The organism is Polaromonas sp. P4_F4, from assembly GCF_056401355.1.
The window spans coordinates 13987-39603 of the sequence record NZ_JBFUJO010000020.1; the positions used below are offsets into that span (position 1 = coordinate 13987).

General features: G+C 62.6%; 20 protein-coding genes and 1 pseudogene. 10 read left to right on the forward strand and 11 right to left on the reverse strand.

Annotation, left to right across the window (positions count from 1 at the left end; genetic code table 11):
- Window positions 1–26 precede the first annotated feature (26 nt).
- Window positions 27–1661: a histidine ammonia-lyase gene (hutH, locus tag AC1DUR_RS18960; RefSeq protein ID WP_477720614.1), complete on the forward strand. Its 1635-nt coding sequence runs from the start codon at window positions 27–29 to the stop codon at window positions 1659–1661.
- 56 nt (window positions 1662–1717) lie between these two features.
- On the opposite strand, the gene AC1DUR_RS18965 is transcribed toward hutH, so the two are convergent.
- Window positions 1718–2740, reverse strand: a complete 1023-nt coding sequence (locus AC1DUR_RS18965; RefSeq protein WP_477720615.1) for a YeiH family protein — start codon at window positions 2738–2740, stop codon at window positions 1718–1720.
- 305 nt (window positions 2741–3045) lie between these two features.
- Between AC1DUR_RS18965 and AC1DUR_RS18970 the strand changes: the two genes are divergently transcribed.
- From AC1DUR_RS18970 to AC1DUR_RS18990, 5 genes are read left to right on the forward strand one after another with little or no spacing between them, the layout of a single operon-like run.
- A complete protein-coding gene (locus AC1DUR_RS18970) occupies window positions 3046–3927 on the forward strand; it encodes a glycine betaine ABC transporter substrate-binding protein (RefSeq protein WP_477720616.1) in 882 nt (293 codons plus the stop codon).
- Between the two features lie 41 nt (window positions 3928–3968).
- The gene (locus AC1DUR_RS18975; protein WP_477720617.1) at window positions 3969–5489 is read left to right on the forward strand and encodes an HAL/PAL/TAL family ammonia-lyase; all 1521 of its coding nucleotides are present in this window, start codon (window positions 3969–3971) and stop codon (window positions 5487–5489) included.
- 7 nt (window positions 5490–5496) lie between these two features.
- Window positions 5497–6120, forward strand: coding sequence for an ABC transporter permease (locus tag AC1DUR_RS18980; protein ID WP_011482108.1), 624 nt, complete (start codon window positions 5497–5499; stop codon window positions 6118–6120).
- A gap of 15 nt (window positions 6121–6135) precedes the next feature.
- Complete coding sequence (locus AC1DUR_RS18985) at window positions 6136–6777, forward strand: ABC transporter permease (RefSeq protein WP_011482107.1); 642 nt, start codon at window positions 6136–6138, stop codon at window positions 6775–6777.
- Window positions 6774–7730: an ABC transporter ATP-binding protein gene (locus AC1DUR_RS18990; RefSeq protein WP_477720618.1), complete on the forward strand. Its 957-nt coding sequence runs from the start codon at window positions 6774–6776 to the stop codon at window positions 7728–7730. The genes AC1DUR_RS18985 and AC1DUR_RS18990 overlap by 4 nt, the downstream gene beginning before the upstream one ends.
- Before the next feature lie 232 nt (window positions 7731–7962).
- Here AC1DUR_RS18990 and AC1DUR_RS18995 read toward each other — a convergent pair whose 3' ends face one another.
- Together AC1DUR_RS18995 and AC1DUR_RS19000 are read right to left on the reverse strand one after the other, a co-directional pair.
- Window positions 7963–8535 carry a hypothetical protein gene (locus tag AC1DUR_RS18995; RefSeq protein ID WP_477720619.1) on the reverse strand — a complete coding sequence of 191 codons (573 nt, stop codon included), beginning with the start codon at window positions 8533–8535 and terminating at the stop codon, window positions 7963–7965.
- Between the two features lie 75 nt (window positions 8536–8610).
- Window positions 8611–8832: a CsbD family protein gene (locus tag AC1DUR_RS19000; RefSeq protein WP_477720620.1), complete on the reverse strand. Its 222-nt coding sequence runs from the start codon at window positions 8830–8832 to the stop codon at window positions 8611–8613.
- Window positions 8833–9090: 258 nt separating this feature from the next.
- Here AC1DUR_RS19000 and AC1DUR_RS19005 point away from each other — a divergent pair, with 258 nt between their 5' ends.
- On the forward strand, window positions 9091–9507 hold the full coding sequence (locus tag AC1DUR_RS19005) for a MarR family winged helix-turn-helix transcriptional regulator (protein ID WP_477720621.1): 417 nt from the start codon (window positions 9091–9093) through the stop codon (window positions 9505–9507).
- Window positions 9508–9573: 66 nt separating this feature from the next.
- A complete protein-coding gene (locus tag AC1DUR_RS19010; RefSeq protein WP_477720622.1) occupies window positions 9574–9972 on the forward strand; it encodes a tautomerase family protein in 399 nt (132 codons plus the stop codon).
- Window positions 9973–9997: 25 nt separating this feature from the next.
- Here the strand turns inward: AC1DUR_RS19010 and AC1DUR_RS19015 are convergent, their stop codons facing one another.
- Window positions 9998–11608, reverse strand: a complete 1611-nt coding sequence (locus tag AC1DUR_RS19015) for an ABC transporter permease (RefSeq protein ID WP_477720623.1) — start codon at window positions 11606–11608, stop codon at window positions 9998–10000.
- 112 nt (window positions 11609–11720) lie between these two features.
- Here AC1DUR_RS19015 and AC1DUR_RS19020 point away from each other — a divergent pair, with 112 nt between their 5' ends.
- Entirely contained in the window at window positions 11721–12893 is a 1173-nt protein-coding gene (locus tag AC1DUR_RS19020; protein WP_477720624.1) for an ABC transporter ATP-binding protein, read from the forward strand.
- Here AC1DUR_RS19020 and AC1DUR_RS19025 read toward each other — a convergent pair.
- The 6 genes from AC1DUR_RS19025 to AC1DUR_RS19050 all read right to left on the reverse strand — a co-directional run bounded on the left by AC1DUR_RS19025 (window position 12880) and on the right by AC1DUR_RS19050 (window position 17614).
- On the reverse strand, window positions 12880–13617 hold the full coding sequence (locus AC1DUR_RS19025; RefSeq protein WP_477720625.1) for a lysophospholipid acyltransferase family protein: 738 nt from the start codon (window positions 13615–13617) through the stop codon (window positions 12880–12882). The genes AC1DUR_RS19020 and AC1DUR_RS19025 overlap by 14 nt on opposite strands.
- An 18-nt stretch (window positions 13618–13635) precedes the next feature.
- Window positions 13636–14934, reverse strand: coding sequence for a dihydroorotase (locus AC1DUR_RS19030; RefSeq protein ID WP_477720626.1), 1299 nt, complete (start codon window positions 14932–14934; stop codon window positions 13636–13638).
- Between the two features lie 187 nt (window positions 14935–15121).
- Entirely contained in the window at window positions 15122–16084 is a 963-nt protein-coding gene (locus tag AC1DUR_RS19035; RefSeq protein ID WP_477720627.1) for an aspartate carbamoyltransferase catalytic subunit, read from the reverse strand.
- Window positions 16085–16110: 26 nt separating this feature from the next.
- Window positions 16111–16617 (reverse strand): bifunctional pyr operon transcriptional regulator/uracil phosphoribosyltransferase PyrR, encoded by a 507-nt coding sequence (gene pyrR / locus AC1DUR_RS19040; RefSeq protein WP_477720628.1) that lies wholly within the window; start codon window positions 16615–16617, stop codon window positions 16111–16113.
- Window positions 16614–17030, reverse strand: coding sequence for a Holliday junction resolvase RuvX (gene ruvX / locus AC1DUR_RS19045; protein ID WP_477720629.1), 417 nt, complete (start codon window positions 17028–17030; stop codon window positions 16614–16616). Before ruvX ends, pyrR begins: the two co-directional genes overlap by 4 nt.
- Entirely contained in the window at window positions 17027–17614 is a 588-nt protein-coding gene (locus tag AC1DUR_RS19050) for a YqgE/AlgH family protein (protein WP_477720630.1), read from the reverse strand. The genes ruvX and AC1DUR_RS19050 overlap by 4 nt, the downstream gene beginning before the upstream one ends.
- 126 nt (window positions 17615–17740) lie before the next feature.
- Between AC1DUR_RS19050 and AC1DUR_RS19055 the strand changes: the two are divergent.
- Window positions 17741–19252: pseudogene (locus AC1DUR_RS19055) on the forward strand (cryptochrome/photolyase family protein).
- A gap of 39 nt (window positions 19253–19291) precedes the next feature.
- Here AC1DUR_RS19055 and AC1DUR_RS19060 read toward each other — a convergent pair.
- On the reverse strand, window positions 19292–25555 hold the full coding sequence (locus AC1DUR_RS19060) for a hybrid sensor histidine kinase/response regulator (protein ID WP_477720631.1): 6264 nt from the start codon (window positions 25553–25555) through the stop codon (window positions 19292–19294).
- Window positions 25556–25617 lie beyond the last annotated feature (62 nt).

The following is a 25617-nucleotide window of genomic DNA, read 5'->3' on the forward strand; positions in this document are numbered from 1 at the left end:
TGTCACTGCTTGCCAACGAGTCACCCATGAACATCCAGCCAGGCTTTTTAACCTTGGCGCAACTGCGCCAGATCCACGCAGGCAGCGAGCCGCTGACGATAGATCCGTCAGCCACCGCCGGCATTCGTGCCAGCGCCCAGCTCGTCCGGCAGGCCGCGCAGGGCGGCGCCGCCGTCTATGGTGTGAACACCGGTTTCGGCAAGCTGGCCAACCAGCGCATCGCCCAGGTCGACCTGAATACCCTGCAGCTCAACCTGTTGCGTTCGCATGCCGTCGGTGTGGGCGAACCCATGCCGGAGCGGGTGGTGCGGCTGGTGCTGCTGCTCAAGGCTGCCAGCCTGGCGCGCGGCTTTTCGGGCGTGCGTGAATGTGTCATCGACCTGCTGCTGGCCTTGTACAACCACGGCTTGACGCCGGTGATTCCCTGCCAGGGATCGGTCGGCGCCTCCGGCGACCTTGCGCCGCTGGCGCATTTGTGCCTGCCGCTGATTGGCGAAGGCGAGGTGTTTTATCGCGGCGAGCGCCTGCCCGCCGCAAACGCGCTGCAACATGCCTCGCTGGCGCCGATACAGTTGTCGGCCAAGGAAGGGCTGGCCCTGATCAATGGCACGCAGGTCTCCACCGCGCTGGCGCTGGATGCCCTGCTGGCGACCGAGCGCCTGTTCGAAGCCGCCGTGATTTCCGGGGCTGTCACGCTCGACGCCGCACGCGGTAGCGACGGGCCGTTTGATCCCCGCATTCACGCCGTGCGCGGCCAGCCCGGACAGATCGACTGTGCCGCCGCCTACCGCGCGCTGATGGTCGGCAGCGAGATCCGCCGCTCCCACCTGGAGGGCGACGACCGCGTGCAGGACCCGTACTGCCTGCGCTGCCAGCCTCAGGTCATGGGCGCCTGCCTGGATCAGATGCGCTATGCCTCGCAGGTGCTGATGCGTGAAGCCAATGCCGTCACCGACAACCCGCTGGTGTTCGCATCCACCCGGGAAGTTGCATTGCAAGCAGGGGCCGGGGAACCGGCTTTGCCGGGCCACAGGAGCCGCCCCCTTGAGGGAGAGATGGCCGCAGGCCACGTCGGGGGGGAGCTTTTATCCGGCGGCAATTTTCATGCGGAACCGGTGGCGCTGGCTGCCGATGCGCTGGCCGTGGTCATCGCGGAAATCGGCGCCATCACCGAGCGGCGCATTGCCATGCTGGTCGATACGGTGGCGTCTCGCCTGCCGGCCTTTCTCACGCCCGAGCCCGGGTTGAATTCGGGTTTCATGATCGTGCACGTGACCGCCGCCGCGCTGGCGTCAGAAAACAAATCGCTGGCCCATCCAGCGAGTGTGGACAGCCTGCCCACCTCGGCCAACCAGGAAGACCACGTGAGCATGGCGACCTTTGCGGCCCGCCGGCTTCAGCCCATGCTGCGCAACACGGAGTACATCGTGGCCATTGAGTTGCTGACGGCGGCGCAGGGGATTGAATTTCTGCGGCCGCTGAAAAGCGCCGCTGCACTGGAAGGCGTGCTGCAACTGGTGCGTTCAGTATCGCCGGCCATGATGCACGACCGCAGCCTGGCGCCTGACATCGGTGCGGTGCACCAGTTGGTGGCACAGGGGCGTATCGGCCTGGCGGGAGAGGCGAAAATTACCGAGCTGACCGCCTTGCGTCTGGTGTAAAGCCGCGGATAAGCCACGGATAAGCCGCGGACCTCATCCGGCAGGCAGCCCCGCAGCTACAGGCCCAGCCGCAGCGTCACAATGGCGGCCAGCACCAGCGAGGCGATGAACACCGTCTCACCCACCAGCATGGCAACCGGTTGCCAGCCGAGTTTGAGCAGGTCTTCAAAGCTCGTCTTGATACCCGCCGCCGCAATGGCCGTGACCAGCAGCCAGCGCGAGGTGCTGCTCGCCAGTTGCGTCATGTCGGGTGTGAATGTGCCGATGCTGGCCAGCAGCACCAGCACAATGAAGGCGAGCAGGAAGCCCGGAACCAGCGGCACTTCATCATCGGTCGCCTTGGTATCCGGATGGTTTCGGTAGCTGATGGCGACGAACACCACAATGGGCATCAGCAGCATGACGCGAAACAGCTTCACCACGGTGGCGGTGTCGCCCACTGCGGGGCCCAGCATCATGCCGGCAGCCACCACCTGCGCCACATCATGGATGGTGCCACCCAGGAAAATACCCGCCTGCTCAGGGGGAAGGCCGATGGCCTTGAGCGCGAAGGGGTAGATCACCATGCTCAGGGTGGACAGCACCGTCACGCCCACCACCGCCAGCAGCGTGAAGCGTTCGTTCTCCCTGGTTTGCGGCAGGACGGACGACAGGGCCAGCACCGCCGATGCGCCGCAGATGGCCACGGCGCCGCCGGAGAGCAGGCCCTCCTCGCGGGGACGTTTCAACCACCGGGCCAGCAGCAATCCAAAAAAAATCGTCAGCGCCACCCCCACCGCGATGACCACCGCAGATTCGAGGCCTAGCTTGGCGACCTGGGTCAAGGTAATGCGCACGCCGAGCAGCGCCACGCCGATACGCAGCAGGCTTCGGCCACAAAAGTCAACGCCTGGCCTGACGCGGGGATTGCTGCACAGAAAATGAAATGCCAGACCGATCAGCAAGGCATACAGCAGTTGCGGCCCGCCGTAATGCTCAGATAAGAACGTGGCCGCCAGGGCGATGACCACGCACACCAGGGTGCCAGGAAGTCGGAGGGTCAGGGAGGCAAAAAGTGAAGACGGTGAGGAAAAAGGCACTTGCTGGAGTCCGTTTTGAGGTCTGGCATGTCTGCGAAAAAACGGCTGTTGCAGAGTGATTTTTCGTCTTGCACAGGCAATTTTCGTATGCTACTATTATTCTCTTGTATATACAAGTTGGCGCGCCGGAATGGGTGATTTTCAGGGGCGCAGGAGCGCCGGGATTCCAGGCACGATTCAGGAAAAACAGTTAATGTCCGCTGTCACTGCCGCAATATCTGACGCTATTCTTCTCACTATTCCTCCGATATTCATCCCGATATTCCTCTCACCATTCCTGTCGCCATCCTCAAACGGAGATCATCATGAAGATTCGCAAATTTCTGGCCTTTTGGGCGCTGGCCTTCGCCGCCGTGGTGCCCCTTGCTTCGCAGGCCCAGCAAGTGGTCCGCGTGGGCTCCAAGAATTTCACCGAGCAGTTTGTGCTCGCAGAAATTTACGCCCAGGCCCTGGAAGCCGCAGGCATCAAGACCGAGAAAAAGCTCAATCTGGGTGGCACGCTGATTGCGCAAAAGGCCATGGAAGAGAAACAGATCGATTTCTACCCCGAGTACACCGGCACCATGCTGCTTGCCGTGCTGAAGCAGGAGCCCATGACGGACCCCAAGGCCGTTTATGACAAGGTGAAAGAGGCCTACGCCAAGATGGGCTTTGCCGTGCTGAACCAGTCCAACCTCAACAACGGGTATGTGATGGTCGTCCGCCCGGAGACCGCACAGAAGTACAAGCTGGAAACCCTCTCGGATCTGGCGAAAGCCGCCAAGGACCTGAAGATCGGCGCCGGCCCTGAATTTCGCGATCGCAAGGACGGGCTGCCTGGCCTGAAAGCCAAATACGACATGGTGTTCGGGGAAGACCTGCAGATGGCCATTGGCCTGCGCTACCAGGCGCTCAAGAACGATCAGATCCAGGTGGTGAACGGCTACTCCACAGACGGCATGATCAGCGCCATGAAACTGAAGCGGCTGCGCGACGACAAAAGCCTGTGGCCACCGTATTTCGTGGTGCCTGTCATTCGCCGCGAAGTCCTCGATGCCAACCCCAAAATTGGTGAGGTCCTGAACCGGGTCAGCGCCCTGCTCGACGAAACCACAATGGCCCAGATGAACTACCAGGTCGATGGCGAAAAGCTGGAACCCAAAGATGTGGCACGCGATTTCCTCAAAGCCAAGGGGCTGATCAAGTAAGCCCACAGGTCACAGCATCGGCGAATGAGAGCTGACATTCCATGACGATTGAAGTCGGCGACACCTGGGTGGGCATAGCCGATCTGGTGCGCGTCGCCCGCCAGGGTGAAGCCGTCGCACTGGCCTCCGCAGCCCGGGCGCGGGTTACCGCGGCGCGCGATGTGGTGGTCCGCCTGGCGGCGTCCGGCGCGCCTGTTTATGGCCTCAATTCCGCGCTGGGCGCCAACACCGGCGCGCTGCTGGCGGAAGATGATCTGGAAGACTATCAGCGACGGGCCGTGCGTGCCCGCGCGGTGGCGGTCGGACCGGCTTATGAGCAGTCCAGCGTTCGCGCCATGCAATTTGCCCGCATCGCCGGCCTGGCGCGCGGCGGCTCCGGCGTGTCACCCGGCGTGCTGGATGCCTGTATTGCGCTGCTGAACCACCGGGTGCACCCAGTGGTGCCACGCTTCGGCTCCATCGGTGTGGCTGACCTGCCCCAGCTGTCACATCTGGCCCTGCCCCTGTTCGGCGAAGGCGAGGCCGAATTTGGCGGCGAGGTGCTCAAGGGCGGCGTCGCCCTGGAGCGCGCCGGGTTGCAGCCCGTCAAGCTCGGCGCCAAGGACGGCCTGGCGCTGATCAGCTCCAACGCCGCCACCACCGCGCGTGCCGCACTGGTGCTGCATGACGCCACTGCCGCACTGGATGCCTGGCTGGCCGCGGTGGCGCTGGGATTCGAGGGCTTTCGGGCCAATCTTTCCCCGCTCCATCCCAGCGCGGTCATGGCCAGGCCTGCGACCGGCCAGGTGGAAGTCGCCAGCCAGCTGCGCGCGCTCCTGAAGGGCAGCGCGCTGCTCGCGCCGGGTGCCGCCCGCCGCGTTCAGGACCCGGTCTCGCTGCGTGTCGTGGCCCAGGTGCATGGCGCCGCCCGGGGCACGATAGCCCTGGCCCGGGAGCAGGTCGAAGTGGAGCTCAACAGCGCCGCCGACAGTCCGCTGGTGCTGGCAGACGACGGCATCATGCTGTCCAACGGAAACTTTCACGTGCCGGCCCTGGCGCTCGCGCTGGATGCCTGCGCGATTGCGCTGGCACAGGCCGCCAGCATGTCTGTGGCCCGCTGCCAGCGCTTCATGTCCCCCGCGCTCACCGGCCTGCCCCTGCAGTTGACACGTCACGGGCCGGCCCATTCCGGCTTCGCCACGGTGCAAAAAACCTTGACCGCCCTGTGGGCCGAGATACGGTTGCGCGCCAACCCCGGCTCGCTTGATTACCTGCCGGTCTCCGAAGGGCTGGAGGATCATGCCTGCATGGCGCTGGGCGTTGCCGAAAAACTGGGCGAACTGCTGGAGCGCGTCCACTACGTCATTGCCATTGAACTCCTGATCGCCGCCCAGGCCGTAGACCTGCGTGAAACCGATCAGGCCGCCATGGGGGAAGGCGCGCGCGCGACCTACCTGCAGCTGCGCGACCTGGTCGCCATGCTGGACGAAGACCGTCCGCTGGGCCCGGACATTGACCGGGTCCAACGCGCCGTAGCCTCGGGCTTGTTCAGTTCATGGGCCGTCAGTCCAGGGGCCGCGTGACACCCCTATGAAATGGTTCCTGCGCAACTGGACTGACATTGTGTATGCCCTGTGGGAACACATTGCCATCTCCCTGACGGCGCTCACGATTGCATTCGCCCTGTCGCTGGTGATTGGCCTCGTGGCCGCCCGGCGCGAACGGCTGTACGGGGCCGTGATGACGGTCTCCGGGATTTTGTACACCATTCCGACACTGGCCTTTCTCGCCTTCCTGATTCCGCTCGTCGGGCTGGGCCGTACCAATGCCATCATCACCATGGTGGCGTTTTCCTTGATGATCCTGATCCGCAGTGTGGCGACGGGCATTCGGGAGGTTCCGGCAGACGTGATCGATGCCGCCCGTGGCATGGGCATGAGCGCGGCCCAGATCATGCGGCGCATCGAATTGCCGCTGGCGTTACCGGTGATCGTGGCGGGTCTGCGCGTATCCGCCGTGACGGTCATCAGCGTGACCGTCGTCGCGGCCTACGTCAACGCAGGCGGGCTGGGCACGCTGATCTTCAACGGCATTGCCAGCGATCACCCCGCAAAAATATGGGCAGGCGCCTTGACCGCGTGCGCCCTGGCGGTCAGCGTCGACCTGCTGCTCGCACTGCTCGAACGGCAGCTTAAACGCCGGCGTGCGGCCTGACCCCCAGGAAAAACAATGCTGGCCGACACCTGGAACTTCCTGGCGACCCATCCGACCCAGTTCTACCGGGCGCTGGGCGTGCACATTGCCCTGTCAGGGTCAGCGCTGTTTTTGGCCGCGCTGATCAGCATACCTGCCGGTATTGCCGTGGCACGGCGTGGCGGCCTGGCGCTGGCCGTGGTCAACGCAGCGAATGTCGGACGCACCCTGCCGTCGCTGGCCGTGCTCGCGCTGGTCATGCCGCTTCTGGGGACCGGCTTTGCGCCTGCGCTGTTCGCCCTGACGCTGATCGCGCTGCCGCCCATCGTGACCCACACCATCGTCGGCATGCGTGGCGTGGACGCCGACGCCGTCGACGCGGCGGTTGGCATGGGCATGACGCGGACCCTGCTGTTGCGGCAGGTCGAGCTGCCGATGGCCCTGCCGGTCATCTTTGCGGGCCTGCGCACCGGCGCGGTGCAGGTGATTTCCGGTGCGGTGCTGGCGGCCTTTATTGGCGGCGGCGGGCTTGGCGACTTCATCACCGCGGGCATTGCCATGATGGCCATCCCCCAACTGCTGGTGGGCGCCATCCCGGTGACCCTGCTGGCGCTGGGCACTGATTTTCTTTTTGGCGCCTTGCAGCGCCGCATGACCCCTCAAGGCCTTCGCGCATGATCACACTCGACCGCCTCACCAAGAGCTTCGGAACCAGCGGCCAGACTGCCGTCGACGGACTGTCGCTCACCATCAATGCGGGCGAAATCTGCGTGCTGATCGGCCCCTCGGGGTGCGGCAAGACCACGACCATGCGCATGATCAACCGCATGGTGGAACCCGATTCGGGGCGGATTGAAGTCGACGGACAGGATGTGACCCGGATAGACGCGGTAGAGTTGCGCCGCTCGATCGGCTATGTGATCCAGCAGGTGGGACTCTTCCCCCACATGACCATCGGCGAGAACGTGGCGACCGTACCGAAAATGCTGGGCTGGGACGCGCCGCGCATAGCCCGGCGTGTGGATGAACTGCTGGCGCTCGTCCACATGGAACCCGGCCTGTACCGGGACCGTTTTCCGCGGGAGCTCTCCGGTGGCCAAAAGCAGCGCGTGGGCGTGGCACGGGCGCTTGCCGCGGACCCGCCGGTGATGCTGATGGACGAGCCCTTCGGGGCCATCGACCCCATCACCCGCGCGAGTCTGCAGGACGAGTTCCTGCGCATCCTGCGCGAACTCGGGAAGACCATTGTCTTTGTCACGCACGACATCGACGAAGCCATCAAAATGGCCACGCGCATCGCCATCCTGCGTGCCGGAAAAGTCGTTCAGTACGACACGCCGGAACGCATCCTGGCGCTTCCTGCAAATTCGTTTGTCCAGGCTTTTGTCGGCGAAGACCGGTCGCTCAAAAGACTGTCACTGCTGACAACCGGGCTGTGCACCGATGCAGGTACACCTGCCAGCAGTGCGCCGCGTGTGCCGGCTGGCGCACCGCTGCGCGATGCCCTGTCTGCAATGCTTGACAGCGGTGCCGATGAGGCCGCGGTTGTCAACGCGGGCGGCGATATCGTGGGCCGCGTGACGCTGGACGCCATTCGCCAGGCGGCGAGCGTGAATGGCGCTGAAACATAGTCTCTGAAATCGGACCCTGCCGGCGCTGCTGGCAAATGAGGTCCGCGCGCCTGCACCTTCAGGTGGCTGGTCAGTCACCGTGACCCCTCTCTGCGGGGTTTTCGCCGCAAGCCGGCCCAACGAAAAATCCCGCCAGGCTCGCACCTGACGGGATCTCCTTTGCACCTTTGCATCAGGGGCGCGGGGCTCTGCATCGCCTGCCCTACTGATGGCCTTTCAGCCTTTCAGCCCTCTATTTCATGCCGTATTTGCTCTTGGCGTCACTCTGGCAGGTGTCTTTGGCCGCGCCAGCCAGGCTGTCGCAGCGCTCCTTGGCCGCCTTGTAGTCCGCTTCACGTTTTTCTTCAGCGGCGTCCTTTTTCACATCAGCCATTTTTTCGGTTTTCTTTTTGCTGGTGTCGGCGCCAGCCTTCATCACCTTGGCATCTTCTTTGGCCTTCACATGGGCAGCCTTGGCGTCCTTCACGCAGACGTCCTTGGCATTACCCGACAGGTCGTCGCATTTTTCCTTGGCGGTATCGTAAGCGGCATCGGCTTTGGCGAAAGTCACTTTCTCGTCATTCTTGGGACTGGGTTTGTACTGCGCTTCCAGTTCCGCCTTGGCCACTTTTTCTGCACCTTTTGCCTCGGATACGCAAATGTCCTTGGCGTTGGCTTTCATGGCATTGCATTTTTGCCAACCCGCCTTGTAATCGGCCGAGATCCGGTCTTTCTGTGTTTTGTATTCCTCTTTGGTCATGGCCACAGCGTTGCCGGCAAAAGCACAAGACATCACCACAGTGAGCATTAGCAATTTGGTTTTCATGATGATTCCTTTGGTAAGTTTTAATCATTGATCAGATGGAAATCAGCCATTCATGACGACTCGATAACGTTCGGCTCAGTAGCGTTCAAAGAAGTTGGTGGGGTTGCGCTCATGCCACGCCTTGAACTGCTCTTCAGCCTCTTCCTTGCTGAGGCCGTGCCGCTCCTGAATCTTGCCCAGCAACTGGTCGCGCTTGCCGGCAATCACATCAAGGTCGTCATCGGTGAGCTTGCCCCATTGCTCCTTGATCTTGCCCTTCAACTGAAGCCAGTTGCCTTCTAGCTGGTCCTGGTTCATGGTTATCTCCTGAGGATGTTGACGAACTCCGTCTGACGGCTTGCGCAGCTATAAACCGCAGTAAGCACGTTACGGGTGAATAAACTTTACTCTCGGGGCGGCGGGCGAGCCGTAGTCCCGCGCATTTGCTACGCGTAGGCTCATACTTACAGGCTCCCGCAGCGCCGCACCTGTGCCCCCCGGAAATTCCATAAATCCCGGAATGATTTGCGAAGTAACTAGTTGCATAGCTAACTATTAAATGCTAAGCTGCACCGCATGTTCGATCACTGCCTTTATTTCAATACCACCGCGCTGGCCCGCCTGGTCGACAAGGAATGGACACGGGCCTTCAAGCCATTCGGTGTGACACCTTCCCAGGGCTTCCTGTTGCGGCTGGTGCTCAAGCACCCGGGCATGATGCAACACGAGATTGCAGATGAGTTGACCATTTCACGACCCACCGCCACGCGCCTGCTGGACGGGCTGCAGGCGCTCAAGCTGATTGAGCGCAGGGGCACGCAAGCCGATGGACGGCATTGGGTCGTCTACCCCACAGGCCGGGCCGAAGCGCTCCATGCAGGTATCAACAAGGCCAGCGGCGAAGTCACCCGCCGCATTCAGCAACAAATAGGAAAGGAGAACTTCGATGAGACCGTCGCCCGGGTCAGAAGCGTGTCTTCCGCCTTGAAATAACGCGTTCACTGCCCCGTCTTTTTTTTAATGTTTTAGTTGCATAGCTAACTATATGGAGTTCTTCAAATGCCTATCCTGAATGTCAAGATCAGCCAGCCCGCCAGTACCGCCCTCACCCATGCGGTCTCGGAAACCCTGCTCGAGCTGACCACCAGAATCCTGCGGAAAAAGCGCGAACTCACCGCCATCGCGATTGACTACGTCCCGCCCGAGCACTGGATCGTTGGGGGCCGCTCGCTGGCCGAGCAGGGGAAAAACAGCTTTTACTTCGACATCAAGGTGGTGGACGGCACGAACACCAAGGACGAAAAAGCCCAATACATCGCCGAGGCGTTTTCAGCACTCGGCAAGCTGCTCGGCAATGTGCATGAAGAAAGCTACATCCACGTGCAGGATGTGCGGGCGGAAGCCTACGGTTTTGGCGGCCTGACCCAGGAATACCGCTACATCAAGGCCAAAACCTGAAGCCGAGAGCCGGCCTGCCGCCGGCCTACCTCGACCGCAAGGTGCGGCTCAGCAACGCCACCGGCAGCAGCCCCACCAGCACCAGTGCCAGTGCCGGCAGGGCGGCCTCCCCGAGCCGCTCGTCCCGTGCCAGCTGGTAGGTCACGACGGCCAGGGTGTCGCTGTTGAAAGGGCGCAGCACCAACGTGGCGGGCAACTCCTTCATGACATCGACAAACACCAGCAAGCCGGCAGCCGCCACTGAGCGCTTGAGCAGCGGCCAGTGCACCCGGGCAAGAATGCCGGCGCCTGTCGTGCCCAGCATGCGCGCACTGTCATCAAAGCTGGCGGGAATGCGTGAATAACCGCTTTGCATGGTCTGCAGCGCTACCGCACTGAAGCGAACCAGGTAGGCCCAGACAATCCCGAGCACCGTGGCGGTGACCCAATAGCCCGCGCCGGTCTGCGGGGCCGCCGCCTGCAGCCAGCCCACGGGCAATAGCAGGCCCACCACAATCACCGCGCCCGGAACGGCATAACCCAGGCTGGCCAGGTGCACCGCCAAGCGGGTGAGCACATGGGGCTGGCGGCGCACGGCAAACGCCAGGCTGACGGCCAGCGCGGTGGCCAGCAGCGCGCTCAGCCCGGCCAGCCAGACACTGTTCAGCGTCCAGCCGAGAAATTTGTCCCACAGCAGACTGTCCCAGCCCAGCACCAGCGGGCGCAGCATGAAGAGCACGGGCAGGAGGAAACCCATCGCGATGGGCAAGGCGCAGACCAGCCACGCCAGGGCGGCACGGCTACCCCGCAGCCGCACCGGCGCGGCGTCCTGGGCGCCGGCGCGCGCACCCCGGCCTGCGGCAAAACGCATCCGTTTTTGTGCACTGTGCTCAATTCTCAGCAGCATGGCCACAAAAATCAGCAGCACGGTAGCCAGTTGTGCCGCGGCAATGCGGTTGTCCATGGACAGCCAGGCCTTGTAAATCCCGGCGGTGAAGGTCTGGATGCCGAAATAGCTGGACACGCCAAAATCAGCCAGGGTTTCCATCAAGGCCAGGGCCACCCCGGCGGCCACGGCAGGACGCGCCAAAGGCAGGGCCACAGCGCGGATACGGCGGGAAAGCGGTGCACCGAGCAGGCGGGCCGCCTCCATCAGGTGCACAGCCCGCTCTGACAGGGCTGTACGCGCCAGCAAATACACGTAGGGATACAAGGCCACGGTGAATACCAGCACGGCGCCACCGAGGCTGCGCACCTCAGGCAGCAGGCGGCCCTGAAGACCAAAGGCGGCACGCAGCCAGGTCTGCAGCGGGCCCGCGTACTGCAGGAAGTCGGTGTAGGCGTAGGCCACCACGTAGGCCGGCATGGCCAGCGGAAGCAGCAGGGCCCACTCAAAAATGCGTCGGCCGGGAAATTCGAACAGCGTGACCGCGCTGGCAGTGGCCATGCCCACCGCCGCAACACCGAGGGCCACACACAGACACAGCAGCAGCGAGACGCCGGTGTAGGCGGGCAACACCGTTTGCAGCATCTGGACCAGGATGGACCTGGCTTCGTCGTTGAACTGCAGCCATGAGAAGGCCACGGCCAGCACCGGCAAGGTCAGCAGGCTGACCAGCGCAAAAAGAAGCGCGGAGGGTAGGAAACGGCGGAGCATGTAGACCCGAAAAAAGGCCTCTGCCGGAGCGGGCTGTGCCCAAACCAGCGTGCGCCATGGTTTTTGCAGTCAGTCACTGCAAATGAGAATTGTAAGCATCTACAATCAACCCATGTTCTTGGATGTCTCCCAGTTGGGTGTGCACTACGCGGGCCGCTCAAAACCGGCTGTCGACAGCGTGACCTTTGGCCTGCGGGCGGGCGAAATCGGGGTGTTGATCGGACCTTCCGGCTGCGGAAAAACCACCCTGCTGCGTGCGGTGGCCGGCCTGGAACGCGCGCAGGCGGGCACCATCAAGCTGGCACAGCAAATCGTCAGTAGCCCTGATACCCATGTGCCTGCGGAGTCGCGCCGCATCGGCATGGTGTTTCAGGATTACGCGCTGTTTCCGCACCTGAACGCGGCGCACAACGTGGCTTTTGGCCTGACCCATCTCCCCGCTGCCAAGCGGGACCAGCGCGTCAACGCGGTGCTGGAGCTGGTGGGCCTGGGCAATGTGCACAAGCGTTTTCCGCATGAACTCTCCGGGGGGCAGCAGCAGCGTGTGGCCCTGGCGCGGGCGCTGGCACCGGAGCCGCGCCTGCTGCTGCTGGACGAGCCGTTTTCCAACCTGGACGTGGACCTGCGCGAGCGCCTCGCACATGAGGTGCGCGGCATCCTCAAGGCGGCTGGTGCCACGGCCTTGTTTGTCACCCATGACCAGCTGGAGGCATTTGCCATCGGCGACCGCATTGGCGTGATGCATGAAGGGCATTTGCACCAGTGGGAAGACGCCTACGCCCTGTATCACCGGCCGGCCACCCGCTTTGTCGCCGACTTCATTGGCCACGGGGTGTTCGCGCAGGCGCACATTGAACAGCGTGGCAAAGAGGTGGTGGTGCACACCGCGCTCGGTGACCTGACAGACATCCGCGAATGCCCCCTGCCCGAGGCCTATCCCGACGGCTTGTGTGATGTACTGCTGCGCGCCGACGATATCGTGCATGACGACAATGCGCCGGTCAAAGCGCAGATCCTCCGCAAGGCCTTCCGCGGGTCGGAATTTCTGTACACGTTGCGGCTTTTGACGGGCGAGACGGTAGTGGCCCATGTGCCCTCACACCACGACCATGCCCTGGGCGAGTGGATCGGCATTCGCGCCGAGGTCGATCACGTGGTGACCTTTGAGCGGGAGGCTGTGGCGGTCACGGGCGCCTCCGCTCCCCCCCTGACCTCAGCGACCCCCCTGCCCTCCACCAGCACTGCCGGGCCTTTGCAGCGCCCCCCGCACGCTACACCCGTCTGAGGCGCTCAATGTCCTCGCGCAGGGCCTGGGCCCACAGGCGCCGGGTCTGCCCCTCGGCGCCCTGAGCCACCCCAAAAGTCACCACAGCCCTCAGCCCCTCTGCCGTCAGGGTTCGCCAGATCGATCCGATCAGGGTTTCATCGCCCACATAGCTGGGTGCCAGACTCGTCGCACCCGTTGCCGGATCAACAAATTTGAGCGCCACCGGCTGCACCGGCACAGACGCCTCGATGGCGGCCTGGATCAGGTTGGCGTGAAAGGGCATGAGCGTGATGCCATCCCCGGTGGTGCCCTCAGGAAACACCGCAAGGATGTCACCCGCACGCAGGCGTTCCGCCATTTGCACCACCACCCGGTGCGCATCGCGGCGCGACTCACGCTCAAGGTACAGCGTGCCGGCCCCATCGGCCAGCGTGCTGACAAAGGGCCAGCTCTTGACATCGGACTTGGAGACAAACCGGCAATGGCGTGATGCGTGCATCACCACAATATCCAGCCACGAAATATGGTTGGCCACCAGCAGCACCGGTCCTGCCGCGGGCGGCGTGCCGTTCACCACCAGCTCGATGCCCACGATGCGAAGCAGCTCCCCCGCCCACACCTGCACGCGTGCTTCGCGATGGGCCTGGCTCAATCGCGGAAACAATATCTTGATGGTCAGGAAACCCACCACCGCGTGGGCCGTGGCTCGCAGCAGCTTCCAGCAAACGCCCAGCAGCTTCATGCAGTCCGGGACGTGTGATTAACGCGAAGCTTCATAAGCCAACTGCCCGCCGACCACCGTCCAGCGCACGCGCACAGGGAGCTGATAGCCCGAAAAAGGCGTGTGCTTGCCCTGGCTGCGCAAGGCCTGCGGCTCAACCATCCACTCCCCGGCCGGGTCGAACACGCACAAATCCGCCATGCCCCCTTTGACCAGCCGGCCGGCACTGGCCTGCAGCGTGCCCAGGGAGTTGCCAAGTACGCGTGCCGGCTCGCTCGTCAGCACCGCCAGTGCACGGGCCATGCCAGCCTGACTGTCAGCACCCCATTTGCAGGCCAGGCCCAGCAACAGTTCCAGGCCGGTCGCGCCTGCTTCGGCCTCGGCGAACGGCAGGGTTTTGGCATCCTCGTCGACCGGGTTGTGGTCGGACACCAGTGCATCAATCGTGCCGTCTGCCAGGCCCTGACGAATGGCATCCCGGTCGCGCTGCTGGCGAAGGGGCGGGTCCAGCCGCATGCGGCTGTCGAAGTAGCCGATATCGACATCGGTCAAATGCAGGCTGTTGATGCTGACGTCGCAGGTCACGTCCAACCCCTCCGCCTTGGCCTTGCCCACCAGCGCCACCCCTGCGGCGCTGCTGATCCGGCACAGGTGCACCCGCGCGCCGGTGGCGCGCATCAACTCGAAAATAGTGTGGAGGGCGATCGTTTCGGCGGCCACGGATACACCGCTCAAACCCAGGCGGGTCGCCAGCGCGCCGCTGGCGGCCACGCCCTGACCCAGGTGCATTTCCTGCGGACGCAGCCAGACGGTGTAGCCAAAGGTGGTCGCGTATTGCAAGGCGCGCATCAGCACCTGGGTGTTGGCCAGCGGCACTTCGGCCTGGCTGAATCCCACGCAACCGGCTTCGGTCAGCTCCACCATTTCGGTCAGCGCCTCGCCTTTCAGGGCCCGCGTCAGCGCGCCCAGCGGGAACACACGCGACTGGTGCAGCTTTTCGGCACGAAACTTGAGCATCTCCACCAGGCCAGGTTCATCGAGGACCGGGTCGGTATCCGGCGGGCAGACCAGGCTGGTCACACCGCCGGCAACCGCCGCGGCCAGCTCGCTCTCCAGCATGCCTTCGTGCTCATAGCCAGGCTCGCGCAGCCGGGCCGACAGGTCGATCAGGCCGGGCGCCACGATACAGCCCGTGGCATCCAGGGTTTTGTTGGGGGAAAAATCGGCCGCCGTGTGGTTCAGCGAGACAATGCGCCCCGCCGCAATGGCCACATCACAGACTTCATCCAGCCCCGAAGCGGGGTCGATCACTCGGCCGTTTTTAATGAGAAGTTTCATTTTGTTTTTCCGAAAAAAGGCCGCTGTGCCGGGCCGCCCCAAGCCAGGCCAGCCCCCTTGGTGGGCAGAGTAGTACGCGAAGCGACAAGCGTGGGGGTCACGAACGAAGCGCCGGGCCGCCCCAAGCGAAGTTCAGCCCCCTTGGGGGGCAGCGCAGTACACGAAGTGACAAGCGTGGGGGCCATATTCATGCTTCATTCCCTGCAACGATGCCCATGACAGCCATGCGCACTGCGATACCGAAGGTGACCTGCGGCAGGATGACGCTCTGCGTGCCATCGACCACCGCCGAGTCAATTTCAACACCCCGGTTGATGGGCCCCGGGTGCATGACGATGGCATCTGGTTTGGCCAGTTGCAGCTTTTCGTTGGTCAGGCCGAAGCTCTTGAAGAACTCCTGGCTGCTGGGCAGCAGGGCGCCCGACATGCGTTCGTTTTGCAGCCTGAGCATGATGATCACGTCAGCGTCCTTGATGCCCTCTTCCAGCGTGTTGCAGACGCGCACACCCATCTGCGCCATGTCAGCAGGCACCAGTGTCTTGGGGCCCACCACGCGCACTTCGGGGCAACCCAGCGTGGTGAGCGCATGAATGTCAGAGCGCGCCACGCGCGAATGCAGCACATCGCCCACGATGGCCACCGTCAGGTTGCTGAAGTCTTTCTTGTAGTGGCGAATGGTGTACATGTCCAGCAGGCCCTGCGTCGGGTGGGCATGACGGCCATCGCCGGCATTGATCACATGCACGTGCGGTGCGACATGCTGGGCGATCAGATAGGGCGCACCGGATTCGCCGTGGCGCACCACAAACAGGTCGGCGGCCATGGCGCTCAGGTTGGCGATGGTGTCCAGCAACGACTCACCCTTGGAGGCCGACGAACGCGCAATATCGAGGTTGATCACGTCGGCCGACAGGCGCGTGGCCGCAATTTCAAAGGTGGTGCGGGTGCGGGTGGAGTTTTCAAAAAACAGGTTAAAAACGCTCTTGCCGCGCAGCAACGGCACTTTTTTGACCTCACGGTTGTTCACGCTGACAAAGTTGGCGGCGGTGTCCAGAATCTGCGTCAGGATCGCCTTGGGCAGGCCTTCTATCGACAGCAGGTGGATCAGCTCGCCGTTCTTGTTGAGTTGTGGGTTTCGTCGGTACAACACGCTTGGGACTCCTCTTTTTCTTTAAATTACCGGTCCTGGACCTGAAAGCTGAAGCGGCCGTCTTCAGCACGCGCCAGCTCAAGGGTTTGCGAAGCAGGCAGGGCCACCCGCGCCACGGCCAAGTCGGGTTGCACCGGCAATTCGCGCCCGCCCCGGTCCACCAGCACCACCAGCCTGACGCTGGCGGGCCGGCCGTAGTCAAACAGCTCATTGAGCACCGCGCGGATGGTGCGGCCGGTATAGAGCACATCGTCCACCACAATCAGGTGGGCACCGTTCACATCAAAGGGCAGCAAGGTTTGCCCACTGGAGGCCAGGCCGCGCTGGGAAAAATCATCACGGTGCATCGATGAAGACAGAATGCCGGCCTCTTGCGCCAAGCCCAGGTCTTTTTGCAAGCGCTGTGCCAGCCAGGCCCCGCCTGAGGCAACCCCCACCAGCAGCGGTGGCTGGTCGTAGGAGGTCAGTTGCAGTCGCAGGCCCCGCAGCAAATCGCTGTACAGCGCCTCAGCGTCCAGTGTCAGACTGCTCATGGAAGACTCCTTAAAAATTGCTCAAGAATTATGCAGGCAGATGCCGCATCAGCATCCGCCGCGCCGCCGGCCAGGGCCTCGGTCGTGCTGTAGCGCTCATCGACCTCGAACACCTTGAGGCCGAAGCGTGCCCGCAACTGGCGGGCAAATTTTTGTGCGCGTCGGGTATTTTCGTGGCTCGCGCCATCCGGATGAAACGGAACCCCAACGACGAGCGCATCTGGCTGCCATTCCCTGATCCGGAGTTCAATCGCCTTGAGGCGGGCATCGCCCGTGGCGACAATGGTTGCCTGGGGCGTGGCGGTGCGGGTCAGCACATTGCCGGTCGCAACGCCAGTACGTTTGAGGCCGAAGTCGAAAGCCAGAAATGTTTGAAGACGCGCAGTCGAAAGAGGCACGGCCGCCAGGCTCATGCGTGACCGGCGTCGGGAGACAGCATCCAGCTCTGCAGGCCCAGCAGCATCAGGGCCTTGTCGTAGCGCTGCTCCACCGGCGTGTCAAAAATCACCGCCACATCGGCAGGCACGGTCAGCCAGCTGTTGTCCGAGATTTCCGATTCCAGCTGACCCTCGCCCCAGGCTGAATAGCCGAGCGAGACAAACACCTTGCGCGGGCCGGCGCCGGTCGACAGCGCCTCCAGAACATCCTTGGAGGTGGTCATTTCCAGCCCCCCGGGAATCGTCATGGTCGACGCATACACCGACTCGCTGCCGGGCATCATGGATTCGTGGAGCACGAACCCCCGCTCGGTTTGCACGGGGCCACCCTGAAACACCGGCGCCTCGGTGAGGTCGTCGCGGTGTAGCGGTAACTCAACCTTGTCAAACAGGTTCTTGAGGTTGATGTCGCTGGGCTTGTTGATGACCAGGCCCAATGCCCCGCGGTCGCTGTGTTCGCACATGTACACGACGCTTTTGGCAAAGGCTTCATCCTCCAGCCCGGGCATCGCGATCAGGAAATGATGCGTCAGGTTGATCAGTGCGGAATCCGTAGCCATGCCATGATTTTACGCGCACTCTAATGGAAAACACCGAGTTGGCGGCAGGCTCCGCGGAAAACCCGCCGGCAGAGCCCGCCTGCCCCAACTCGCCCCAGTTCGCCCTACTTGGCTACCATCGATTCCATGTCAAAAAAATACCGGACCGGCCTGATGTGGTTCAAGCGGGATTTGCGTGCCGAGGACAATGCCGCGCTCTACCACGCCCTGAAGTCGTGCCAGCAGGTGTTTTGCCTGTTCCTGTTTGACCGGGACATCCTGGACGGCCTGCCCCGGGCTGACCGGCGCGTGTAATTCATCCGGGAATCCCTGGTCGACCTGAGCGGGCAATTGCACGGCCTGGCCCGCCAGGGCGGGTGCGCCGCCGGGACCGCCTTGCTGGTGCGCCATGCCAGGCCCAGCGAGGCCCTGGGAACGCTGGTTACAAAGCTTTCCGTCGATGCGGTGTTCGCCAACCATGACGACGAGCCCCAGGCCCTGGCGCGCGACGCCGCGGTGCAAGCGCTGCTGGCCAGCCAAGGCGTGGCGTTCCACAGCTTCAAGGATCACGTCATTTTTGAGCGCACGGAGGTGCTGACGCAGGCCGGCAAACCCTACAGCGTGTTCACCCCCTACAAAAATGCCTGGCTGAAAAAGGTCGACAGCTTCTATGTGAAGCCCTATCCGGTGGCCCGGTATGCCGATGCCCTGGCCCCCCTGCCGGGCGGTGAGCCGCCTGCTATTCCATCGCTGGATACGCTGGGATTTGTGAAAACCAACCTGTCGGCGCTGAAAATCCCCACAGGAAGCCAGGGTGGAACTGCGCTTTTTGAGGAGTTTCTGGGCCGCATCGGGCGCTACCGGGACACGCGCGACTTTCCGGCCCTCAAGGGACCAAGCTACCTGGGCGTGCACCTGCGTTTTGGCACGGTCTCGATCCGCAAGATGGCTTCAACGGCCTTGCAGCAGCAAAACGAGGGAAGCGAAGGCGCCGCCACCTGGCTCAGCGAATTGATCTGGCGGGATTTTTATGCCCAGATTCTGAGCAACTTCCCCCATGCTGCAACCCGTGCGTTCAAGCCCGAATATGACGCCATCGTGTGGGAAAGCTGCGAAATAGCCACCGCCCGCTTCCAGGCCTGGTGTGATGGCCGCACGGGCTACCCACTGGTAGACGCGGCCATGGCGCAAATCAACCAGACGGGCTACATGCATAACCGCCTGCGCATGGTGACCGCCAGTTTTCTGGTGAAAGACCTCGGCATAGACTGGCGCTGGGGTGAGCGCTACTTTGCCGAAAAACTCAATGATTTTGACCTGTCAGCCAACAACGGAGGCTGGCAGTGGGCTGCCAGCACAGGTTGCGATGCACAGCCTTATTTCCGCATCTTCAATCCGGTCAGCCAGAGCGAAAAATTTGACGCGGAAGGCAAGTTCATCCGCAAATACCTGCCGGCCCTCGAAAAACTGCCTACCCCATGCCTGCACAGTCCCTGGCTGGCCAAACCGGTTGAACTGAGCGTGGCGGGCGTGTTGCTCGGGCAAAACTACCCAAGGCCCATCGTCCAGCACGATGAAGCGCGGGCACTGACACTACAGCGCTACGCGGTGGTCAAAAAAACCCTGACCCTGCTCCGCTCTAATCCGCTCTGTTTTTGACAGCTTCCCATGCCCTCCCGGCATGGGCAAGGCTGCCTTTTATGCGGACGCAGGGATGTCTGCTGCGCAGTAATGACGCACCAGGCTCATCAACTCTTCTTCCGAATAAGGTTTGCCCAGGTAGTGGTCCACCCCCAGCTCCTTGGCATGCTCGCGATGCTTCTCGGCAATCCGCGAAGTGATCATGATAATGGGCAGGCTGTTGAGGCGTACATCGGCACGGATGTTACGCGCCAGGTCAAAACCATCCATGCGCGGCATTTCAATATCCGACAAGACCACCGTAGGCCGCTCTTCCTGCAACCTTTCGAGGGCCTGCAGACCGTCGGCCGCCATGGCCACCCGGTAACCTTCGCGCTGTAACAGGCGCTGCGTGACGCGCCGCACGGTAATCGAGTCGTCAACCACCAGGATCAGGGGGATTTGCGGCGCGGCAGGAAGCAGTGCAACCGCCTTGTCGGCGCCGCTACCCAGCTCCTCGAGCATGTGCGGCTCCGCCCGGTCAGTACTCCAGGCCCGTGCCTGCTGGCCATACACGGAAGCCAGCGCGACCGGGTTGTAGATCAGCACGACGGCACCCGAAGCCAGCACAGACATGCCCGCCAAACCCGGCAGGCGCGACAGCTGCGGCCCCAGGTTTTTCACCACGACCTCCTGGTTGCCCAGCACTTCATCGACATGCAAGGCCATGCGCTGGGCCGCACTTCGGAAAATAACCACCGGCGTGGTCTTGCCCTGGGTCTCGCTGCTGTGGTGCGAAGCTTGCAGCAATGCGCCCGACCAGAAGAAGGGGACGGCTTCGCCAGCGACCTCAAGCGTGCCGCTGTTATATGCTTGCTGCAGTTCCTTGGCAGTAGCGCGGCGCACGGTTTCGACCACATTGGCCGGCACGCCCACCGACTGCTTGCCGGCTCGAATCATCACCACCTGGGTCACTGCAGTGGTCAATGGCAGCACCAGTTTGAAGTGCGTCCCCTTGCCGGACACCGTAGTGGTTTCAATCCGGCCGCCCAGTGCGTTGACCTCCGCGCGAACCACATCCATGCCGATGCCACGCCCGGCAAGTTCGGTCACCTGTGCGGCAGTCGTAAAACCTGCCGTGAAAATCAGGTTGGCGGCTTCCTGGTCATCCAGGAATTGTTCTGGCGTCACCAGCCCGAGGCTCACGGCCTTCTCGCGAATGCGCTGCAGATTCAGGCCGGCGCCGTCATCGCTGAAGTCCACCGAAACGTCGTTGCCTTCATGGCGCAGATGAACGGTGATGAGCCCCACAGGGTCCTTGCCGGCTTCGGCACGAACCTGCGGGTCTTCAATACCATGCGCCACACAGTTGCGCAGCAAATGCTCAAACGCGGGTGTCATGCGGTCCAGCATGCCGCGGTCCATCTCGATGGTGCCGCCCAGCAGGTCCAGCTTCACCTGCTTGCCGGTTTCCTTGGAGGCTTGCCGCACCACACGGTACAGACGCTCGGAAATCCCTTCAAACTCCACCATGCGCGTGCGCAGAAGGTCGCGCTGCAATTCGCGGGTCTGGCGGGCCTGTGCAATCAGGTCATCCTCGGTGGCTTCCACCGTGCGCTGCAGGGTACGCTGCACGGTCGCCACGTCATTGACCGACTCGGCCATCATGCGCGTCAACTCCTGCACGCGGGTGAACCGGTCAAACTCGAGCGGATCAAATCCGGCCTGGGCCTCCTTGGCCTGCGCCAGTCGCGACTGCATCTGCGTTTCAGCCTGCAATTCAATGTCACGCAGCTGCTGGCGCAAACGGTTCAAGTTGCCGCTCATGTCATTCAGCGAACCGCGCAACTGGCCGAGTTCGGCTTCCAGGCGGGACCGAGTGATCATGACTTCACCCGCCTGGGTGACCATCCGGTCAAGCAACTGGGATCGCACACGGATGGAAGCTGTTGCCGCCTGGCGCAGGGGCTGCATGGCCATGGCTTGCGGCGCGGGGATGGCCAGTTTTCCGGCGCTGGCGCTGGTACTACTGGTACTGATGCTGTTGCTTGCGTCAGCTGCAGCAGGCTCGGTGGCTGGGGACTGCTGGGCGTCTTCCGAAATTGTTGACGCCACAGGGGCTGCGGCCTCGGCTGGCGGCTCAACGGCAGCCAGGGGAGTCAAGGGCACTGCAGCAGCCGCGGCGTCTGCACGTCGCAATTCTTCGAAAGTGGCCTGCATGGCGTCAAAACGCGTCAACAGCGATTCGAAATCCTGGGTGACTGCGGCGTCGGAGCCCAGATGCTCGATTTCCGATTCAATGCGGTGAGCCATTTCACCCAACCGCAAGGCGCCCGCCAGACGGGCACTGCCCTTGAGCGTATGCAGAGCGCGCAAAACCTCCATGCGCGCACCCAGGTTGTCGGGCCGGGCCGACCATTGCCGCAGCGCGCCGCCCAGTTGGGGCATGAGCTCTGCGCCTTCCTCTTCAAAAATCGGAAACAGATCGGGATCGATGGCGTCGATCGCGTCGATGTCGTCTTCGTCTTCCTCATCCCGGCGTGCGGCGGCTGCGGCGGCCATGGAGGCCCTGGTCGCAGTCGACACCAAAACAGGCGCTGGTGGCACCAGCCGCACCGGCGAAGCGATGACTACTGGGGAAGCCGGGGGTGGCACGACCGGAGCTGAAGCCACCGCCATGCCGACGTCCGCGATTTCAGCTTCCTGAGCCGACTCAACGCTGACCTCCTCGGCCGGCGGGGCTTCAAATGGGAAGTCAAGCTCGGAAGATTCGCCCGCAGGGGGCAGAACCGAGTCAAAAAAGTCAAGTTGCCGCAAGCGTTCAAGCACGCCGCTGTCGGACTCCTTGAGGAAGCCGGCGGCAAACTGGTGCAGCAACCGGCGTATATCTTCCGCCGCATCCACGAAGACCTGGCCATACTTGGTGGCGCCATTGCGGTGGTGAGCCTGGGACTGCTGCAGTGCATGCTCGAGCGCCCGGGCCATTTCCGACAACGCATAAAACCCGACTGTCGCAGAACTGCCCGCGAGGGAGTGGGCAAGCGCCACAGTGGAATCACTGACCGGCTGGTGACGCTCAATCACCCATTCGGCGACTTCCATGACCAGTCGGCGCGACCACTCATCAGCCTCGTTCAAATAGACGTTGTAAAGAGGGATGCCTATGCGCAGCGCCCCAATGACCTTGACCTGCTCATCACCATTGCCGTCGACCTGCAAAAGATCACTGAGGGAATCCTGAAACGCCGCAATGTCCAGCGCCGCCGGGGCTTCGTCAATTTGCGGCGGGGCAGGCTCAACCACCTCGAAACTCGCGGTGGCATCAACGACCTCAGGCACGGCGGCCATCAGTTCGGCAGGAGGAATTTCAAACCCGGCAGGCATGGCCTGATCGGGCATCAGAATGTCCACAACCTCTACAGCATCCACAGCGTCCAGATTGAAGTGCTTGTCAAAATCTTCCACCGACAATTCAACCGCCTGCCCGGACTCGGACTCGGCTTCGAGCGACAGGTCCAAAAACTCACCCTCAGCCACACGCTGGGCAGAATCGGCCGGCGCATCGCTCTCCGCAGAAAGCGCAGAAAGGCTGTCGAAATCAATGCCTTCGATATCGATATCCATTGCAGGTGCGGCTGCCTGTCCGGCAGCCACGACGACCGGCGCTGCGGCAGCAATGGCATCGTCAAAGTCGAGATTGAACTCAAAAGGAGATTCAACGGCTACGTCGGCAGGTGTTTCACTGCCGACGCTGACAGGGTCAGGTGTGCCTGACTCCAGTTGAAGTTCTGGCAGTTCAAGCGTTCCAGCCGTTGCCGCGTCATCGACGGTTGGGGCAGGGCCAGGCGCTTCAACCGACACAAACAGGTTCAAGGGGACGTAGCGCCCCGAGGTACGCATGGCGTCAGCACTGCCGCTGAAGGCAGAGGCGGACCACGAAGCATCCTCGTTCGCGGCAATATCTTCAATCCACTTTGCAAAGCCGGCCATGGCCTCCGCGGCCAGGCTCTTGAACGCATCGGTAGCCGTTTTTTGGTCCGCCAACCAGCTATTGAGCATTTGTTCGAGCGACCATGCTGCTTCACCGAACTCGTTGAGTCCGACCATTCGCGAGCTGCCTTTGAGCGTGTGAAATGCGCGCCGCAGCACCGTCAGTTGGGAAACATCGCCGGGATCGCTTGCCAACGCCAAAAGCGCTTCCTGGCCGTTGCCGACGACCTCGCGCGCCTCTTCAAGGAAAATATCGCGCAAGTCATCTTCTTCAAAATCTGCCGAAGCGAGCGGACCGGCCGGCGCGGCTGGCGCCTCCTGCATCACCGAGGATGCCAGCGATGTCAACGCGACAGCGGTGGCGTCGGCATTGTTGGCCGACACGGCCTTCGCCGCCTCACGGGCGCTCTGGGCCAAGGCAGGCTGTTCGGCCAGCGCCGCATGCGTGGCCAACGCATCCAGTCTGCCCGTGAGGTTTCCATCGCCCCCGCCACCCCCCGCGTCCTGCACCACCGAGATCAGTTCGCGCGACAGCAGATCGTTGTTCACCGTCACGGCAGAAGCTGCGCTCGCCGGGCTTTGCGTGCGGCCCATCAGCGGCTTGAGTTCGCCTTTTTCTTCATCATAGACAAACAGCTTTTTCGCCAGCACTGGCTGGTAATTGAGCATGTCAATCAGAAAACTCAGGGCACCGAGGTTATTGCCGAGATGATCAAATGTGCCGGCGGACCGCACCAATTGCTCGTCGATTTCGGTGACGAGCATTTGCTCCACGCTCTCCTTCATGCGTAAAACCGCATGGGATGCCTGGTCAAGCCCCAGCACCGACAACACGCCACGCATCTGTGAGAGCTGCCCGGGTACCGCCTGCAGTGCGGTCTTGTCCTGTGGGTTGCGAAAGAACACATCCAGTGACTTTTCGAGCTCGCCCAGAGATATGCGCAACTCACCCACCACACTGCCCATGGTCTGCTTGTCGCTGACACGGCGGTATAACTCCTCCATCCAGCCTTCCATCGGCTGAGGCTCACCACCGGCCCGGACACCCTCCAGACGTTCTGCCAGATTGGCCGTTCGCACGGTCAACTGGGGATCGTTGGGATCCAGGTCGTCAAAGGCGGCTTCCAGATAAAGCACCGAGGTCGCCACCTCCATGGCCAACTCAATACCCGGTGGCTGGCCGGAGCGAACCGTGGTCTCGATCGCACGGGTCAGGGCTTTTGCAAAAGGCTCGCTCGGTGGATGGAGTTTGAGCAGGGAATCGGTCACCAGGCTGAATTGGTCGACCACCGACTTGAATTTGCTGGCATCCCCGGCAGAAAGTGACGACCATGTCTCCTTGGCCGAGGTGATCCGTTTGCGCGCTTGAGCCAGCAGTGCCGGATCGAAGCGGCCAAACTGAACAAGTTCGTAATCGACCGGTTTGAACCGGTTGAGACCATACACCGATCGAACGGCGGACAGTATCGGGGTATCAGCGGCCTGAGTGGAAACCGCCTGCGCGCAGAAAAAGAGCAGATCCAGCACCAACCGCTCCGATATCGCAACATCGCCTTTTCCCAGCGAGGCATATTGAAGCAATATCCGGGACGCAGCGCGCCGGACATACAGATCAGAGCCCAGCAAATCATGCTCGACAGCTTCAAAGTAAGCTGCCGCAATTTTCCAGAAAATCCGGGGCTGGCGATCGGCCTGCCTGGCAGCAAAGCCAAGACTCAAGTCCTTGAGATTCCGGGCAGCCTCGGGCGCCTTGCCCTTCATGAGCTGAAGCACCGACTGGTCCAGCAAGGCACGCGCGCCGCTGTCGTAGTTCCGGGGTTCAGCCATAGCGGCCAGCTCAGGCTCCAGCCAGCGCCACTCAAAGGGCCACAAGTCGGCAGGGTGAATGCGGTCCGCACGCACCAGTTCCTGGACTTCGCGATACTGCGGGAACAGTGAAACCGCAGACACGGGCTTGTCCGCCAGCACACCTTCGAGGTATTCCGTCAACGCAAAGCTGGCACGCTCAATCCTGGCAGCGGCATCCTGACTGCATTGCTCAGGTTGCTGCACAAACTTCTGCACCGCGGCTTCCATGGCACGCAGCACCAGCGCGGGCCCTGGCAGCCCCACCATCTCCAGCGCACCTACAGCCTGGTGCAACTGCTGGCGCGCGATCCGCAACTGGTTCGCGTCAATCGCCGCGAGATCGGAACCCCGTGCGGCCTCGGCGTCCCGAACAAAGCGCTTGAGCGCCTTGGCCGCACCCTCCAGTGACTTGCGAAGTTCGTCCAGCACCCAAGCCAGTGGACCCAGATCGTTGACGGCGAGGTCAGGCTCGGCAGCTTTTGAATTCGGGACGTTGGATTGCATAAGTAACGGGCCGGTTCAGGAGTAAGTGGCAAAGGCTGGGGTTGCTGTCAACGCACAACAGG

Excerpts from the sequence above, each read along its gene's own strand:
- hutH (WP_477720614.1), top strand. The coding sequence starts at position 27 with ATGAACATCCAGCCAGGCTTTTTAACCTTGGCGCAACTGCGCCAGATC.
- AC1DUR_RS18970 (WP_477720616.1), top strand. The coding sequence starts at position 3,046 with ATGAAGATTCGCAAATTTCTGGCCTTTTGGGCGCTGGCCTTCGCCGCC.
- AC1DUR_RS18975 (WP_477720617.1), top strand. The coding sequence starts at position 3,969 with ATGACGATTGAAGTCGGCGACACCTGGGTGGGCATAGCCGATCTGGTG.
- AC1DUR_RS18980 (WP_011482108.1), top strand. The coding sequence starts at position 5,497 with ATGAAATGGTTCCTGCGCAACTGGACTGACATTGTGTATGCCCTGTGG.
- AC1DUR_RS18985 (WP_011482107.1), top strand. The coding sequence starts at position 6,136 with ATGCTGGCCGACACCTGGAACTTCCTGGCGACCCATCCGACCCAGTTC.
- AC1DUR_RS18990 (WP_477720618.1), top strand. The coding sequence starts at position 6,774 with ATGATCACACTCGACCGCCTCACCAAGAGCTTCGGAACCAGCGGCCAG.
- AC1DUR_RS18995 (WP_477720619.1), bottom strand. The coding sequence starts at position 8,535 with ATGAAAACCAAATTGCTAATGCTCACTGTGGTGATGTCTTGTGCTTTT.
- AC1DUR_RS19000 (WP_477720620.1), bottom strand. The coding sequence starts at position 8,832 with ATGAACCAGGACCAGCTAGAAGGCAACTGGCTTCAGTTGAAGGGCAAG.
- AC1DUR_RS19005 (WP_477720621.1), top strand. The coding sequence starts at position 9,091 with ATGTTCGATCACTGCCTTTATTTCAATACCACCGCGCTGGCCCGCCTG.
- AC1DUR_RS19010 (WP_477720622.1), top strand. The coding sequence starts at position 9,574 with ATGCCTATCCTGAATGTCAAGATCAGCCAGCCCGCCAGTACCGCCCTC.
- AC1DUR_RS19015 (WP_477720623.1), bottom strand. The coding sequence starts at position 11,608 with ATGCTCCGCCGTTTCCTACCCTCCGCGCTTCTTTTTGCGCTGGTCAGC.
- AC1DUR_RS19020 (WP_477720624.1), top strand. The coding sequence starts at position 11,721 with ATGTTCTTGGATGTCTCCCAGTTGGGTGTGCACTACGCGGGCCGCTCA.
- AC1DUR_RS19025 (WP_477720625.1), bottom strand. The coding sequence starts at position 13,617 with ATGAAGCTGCTGGGCGTTTGCTGGAAGCTGCTGCGAGCCACGGCCCAC.
- AC1DUR_RS19030 (WP_477720626.1), bottom strand. The coding sequence starts at position 14,934 with ATGAAACTTCTCATTAAAAACGGCCGAGTGATCGACCCCGCTTCGGGG.
- pyrR (WP_477720628.1), bottom strand. The coding sequence starts at position 16,617 with ATGAGCAGTCTGACACTGGACGCTGAGGCGCTGTACAGCGATTTGCTG.
- ruvX (WP_477720629.1), bottom strand. The coding sequence starts at position 17,030 with ATGAGCCTGGCGGCCGTGCCTCTTTCGACTGCGCGTCTTCAAACATTT.
- AC1DUR_RS19050 (WP_477720630.1), bottom strand. The coding sequence starts at position 17,614 with ATGGCTACGGATTCCGCACTGATCAACCTGACGCATCATTTCCTGATC.
- AC1DUR_RS19060 (WP_477720631.1), bottom strand. The coding sequence starts at position 25,555 with ATGCAATCCAACGTCCCGAATTCAAAAGCTGCCGAGCCTGACCTCGCC.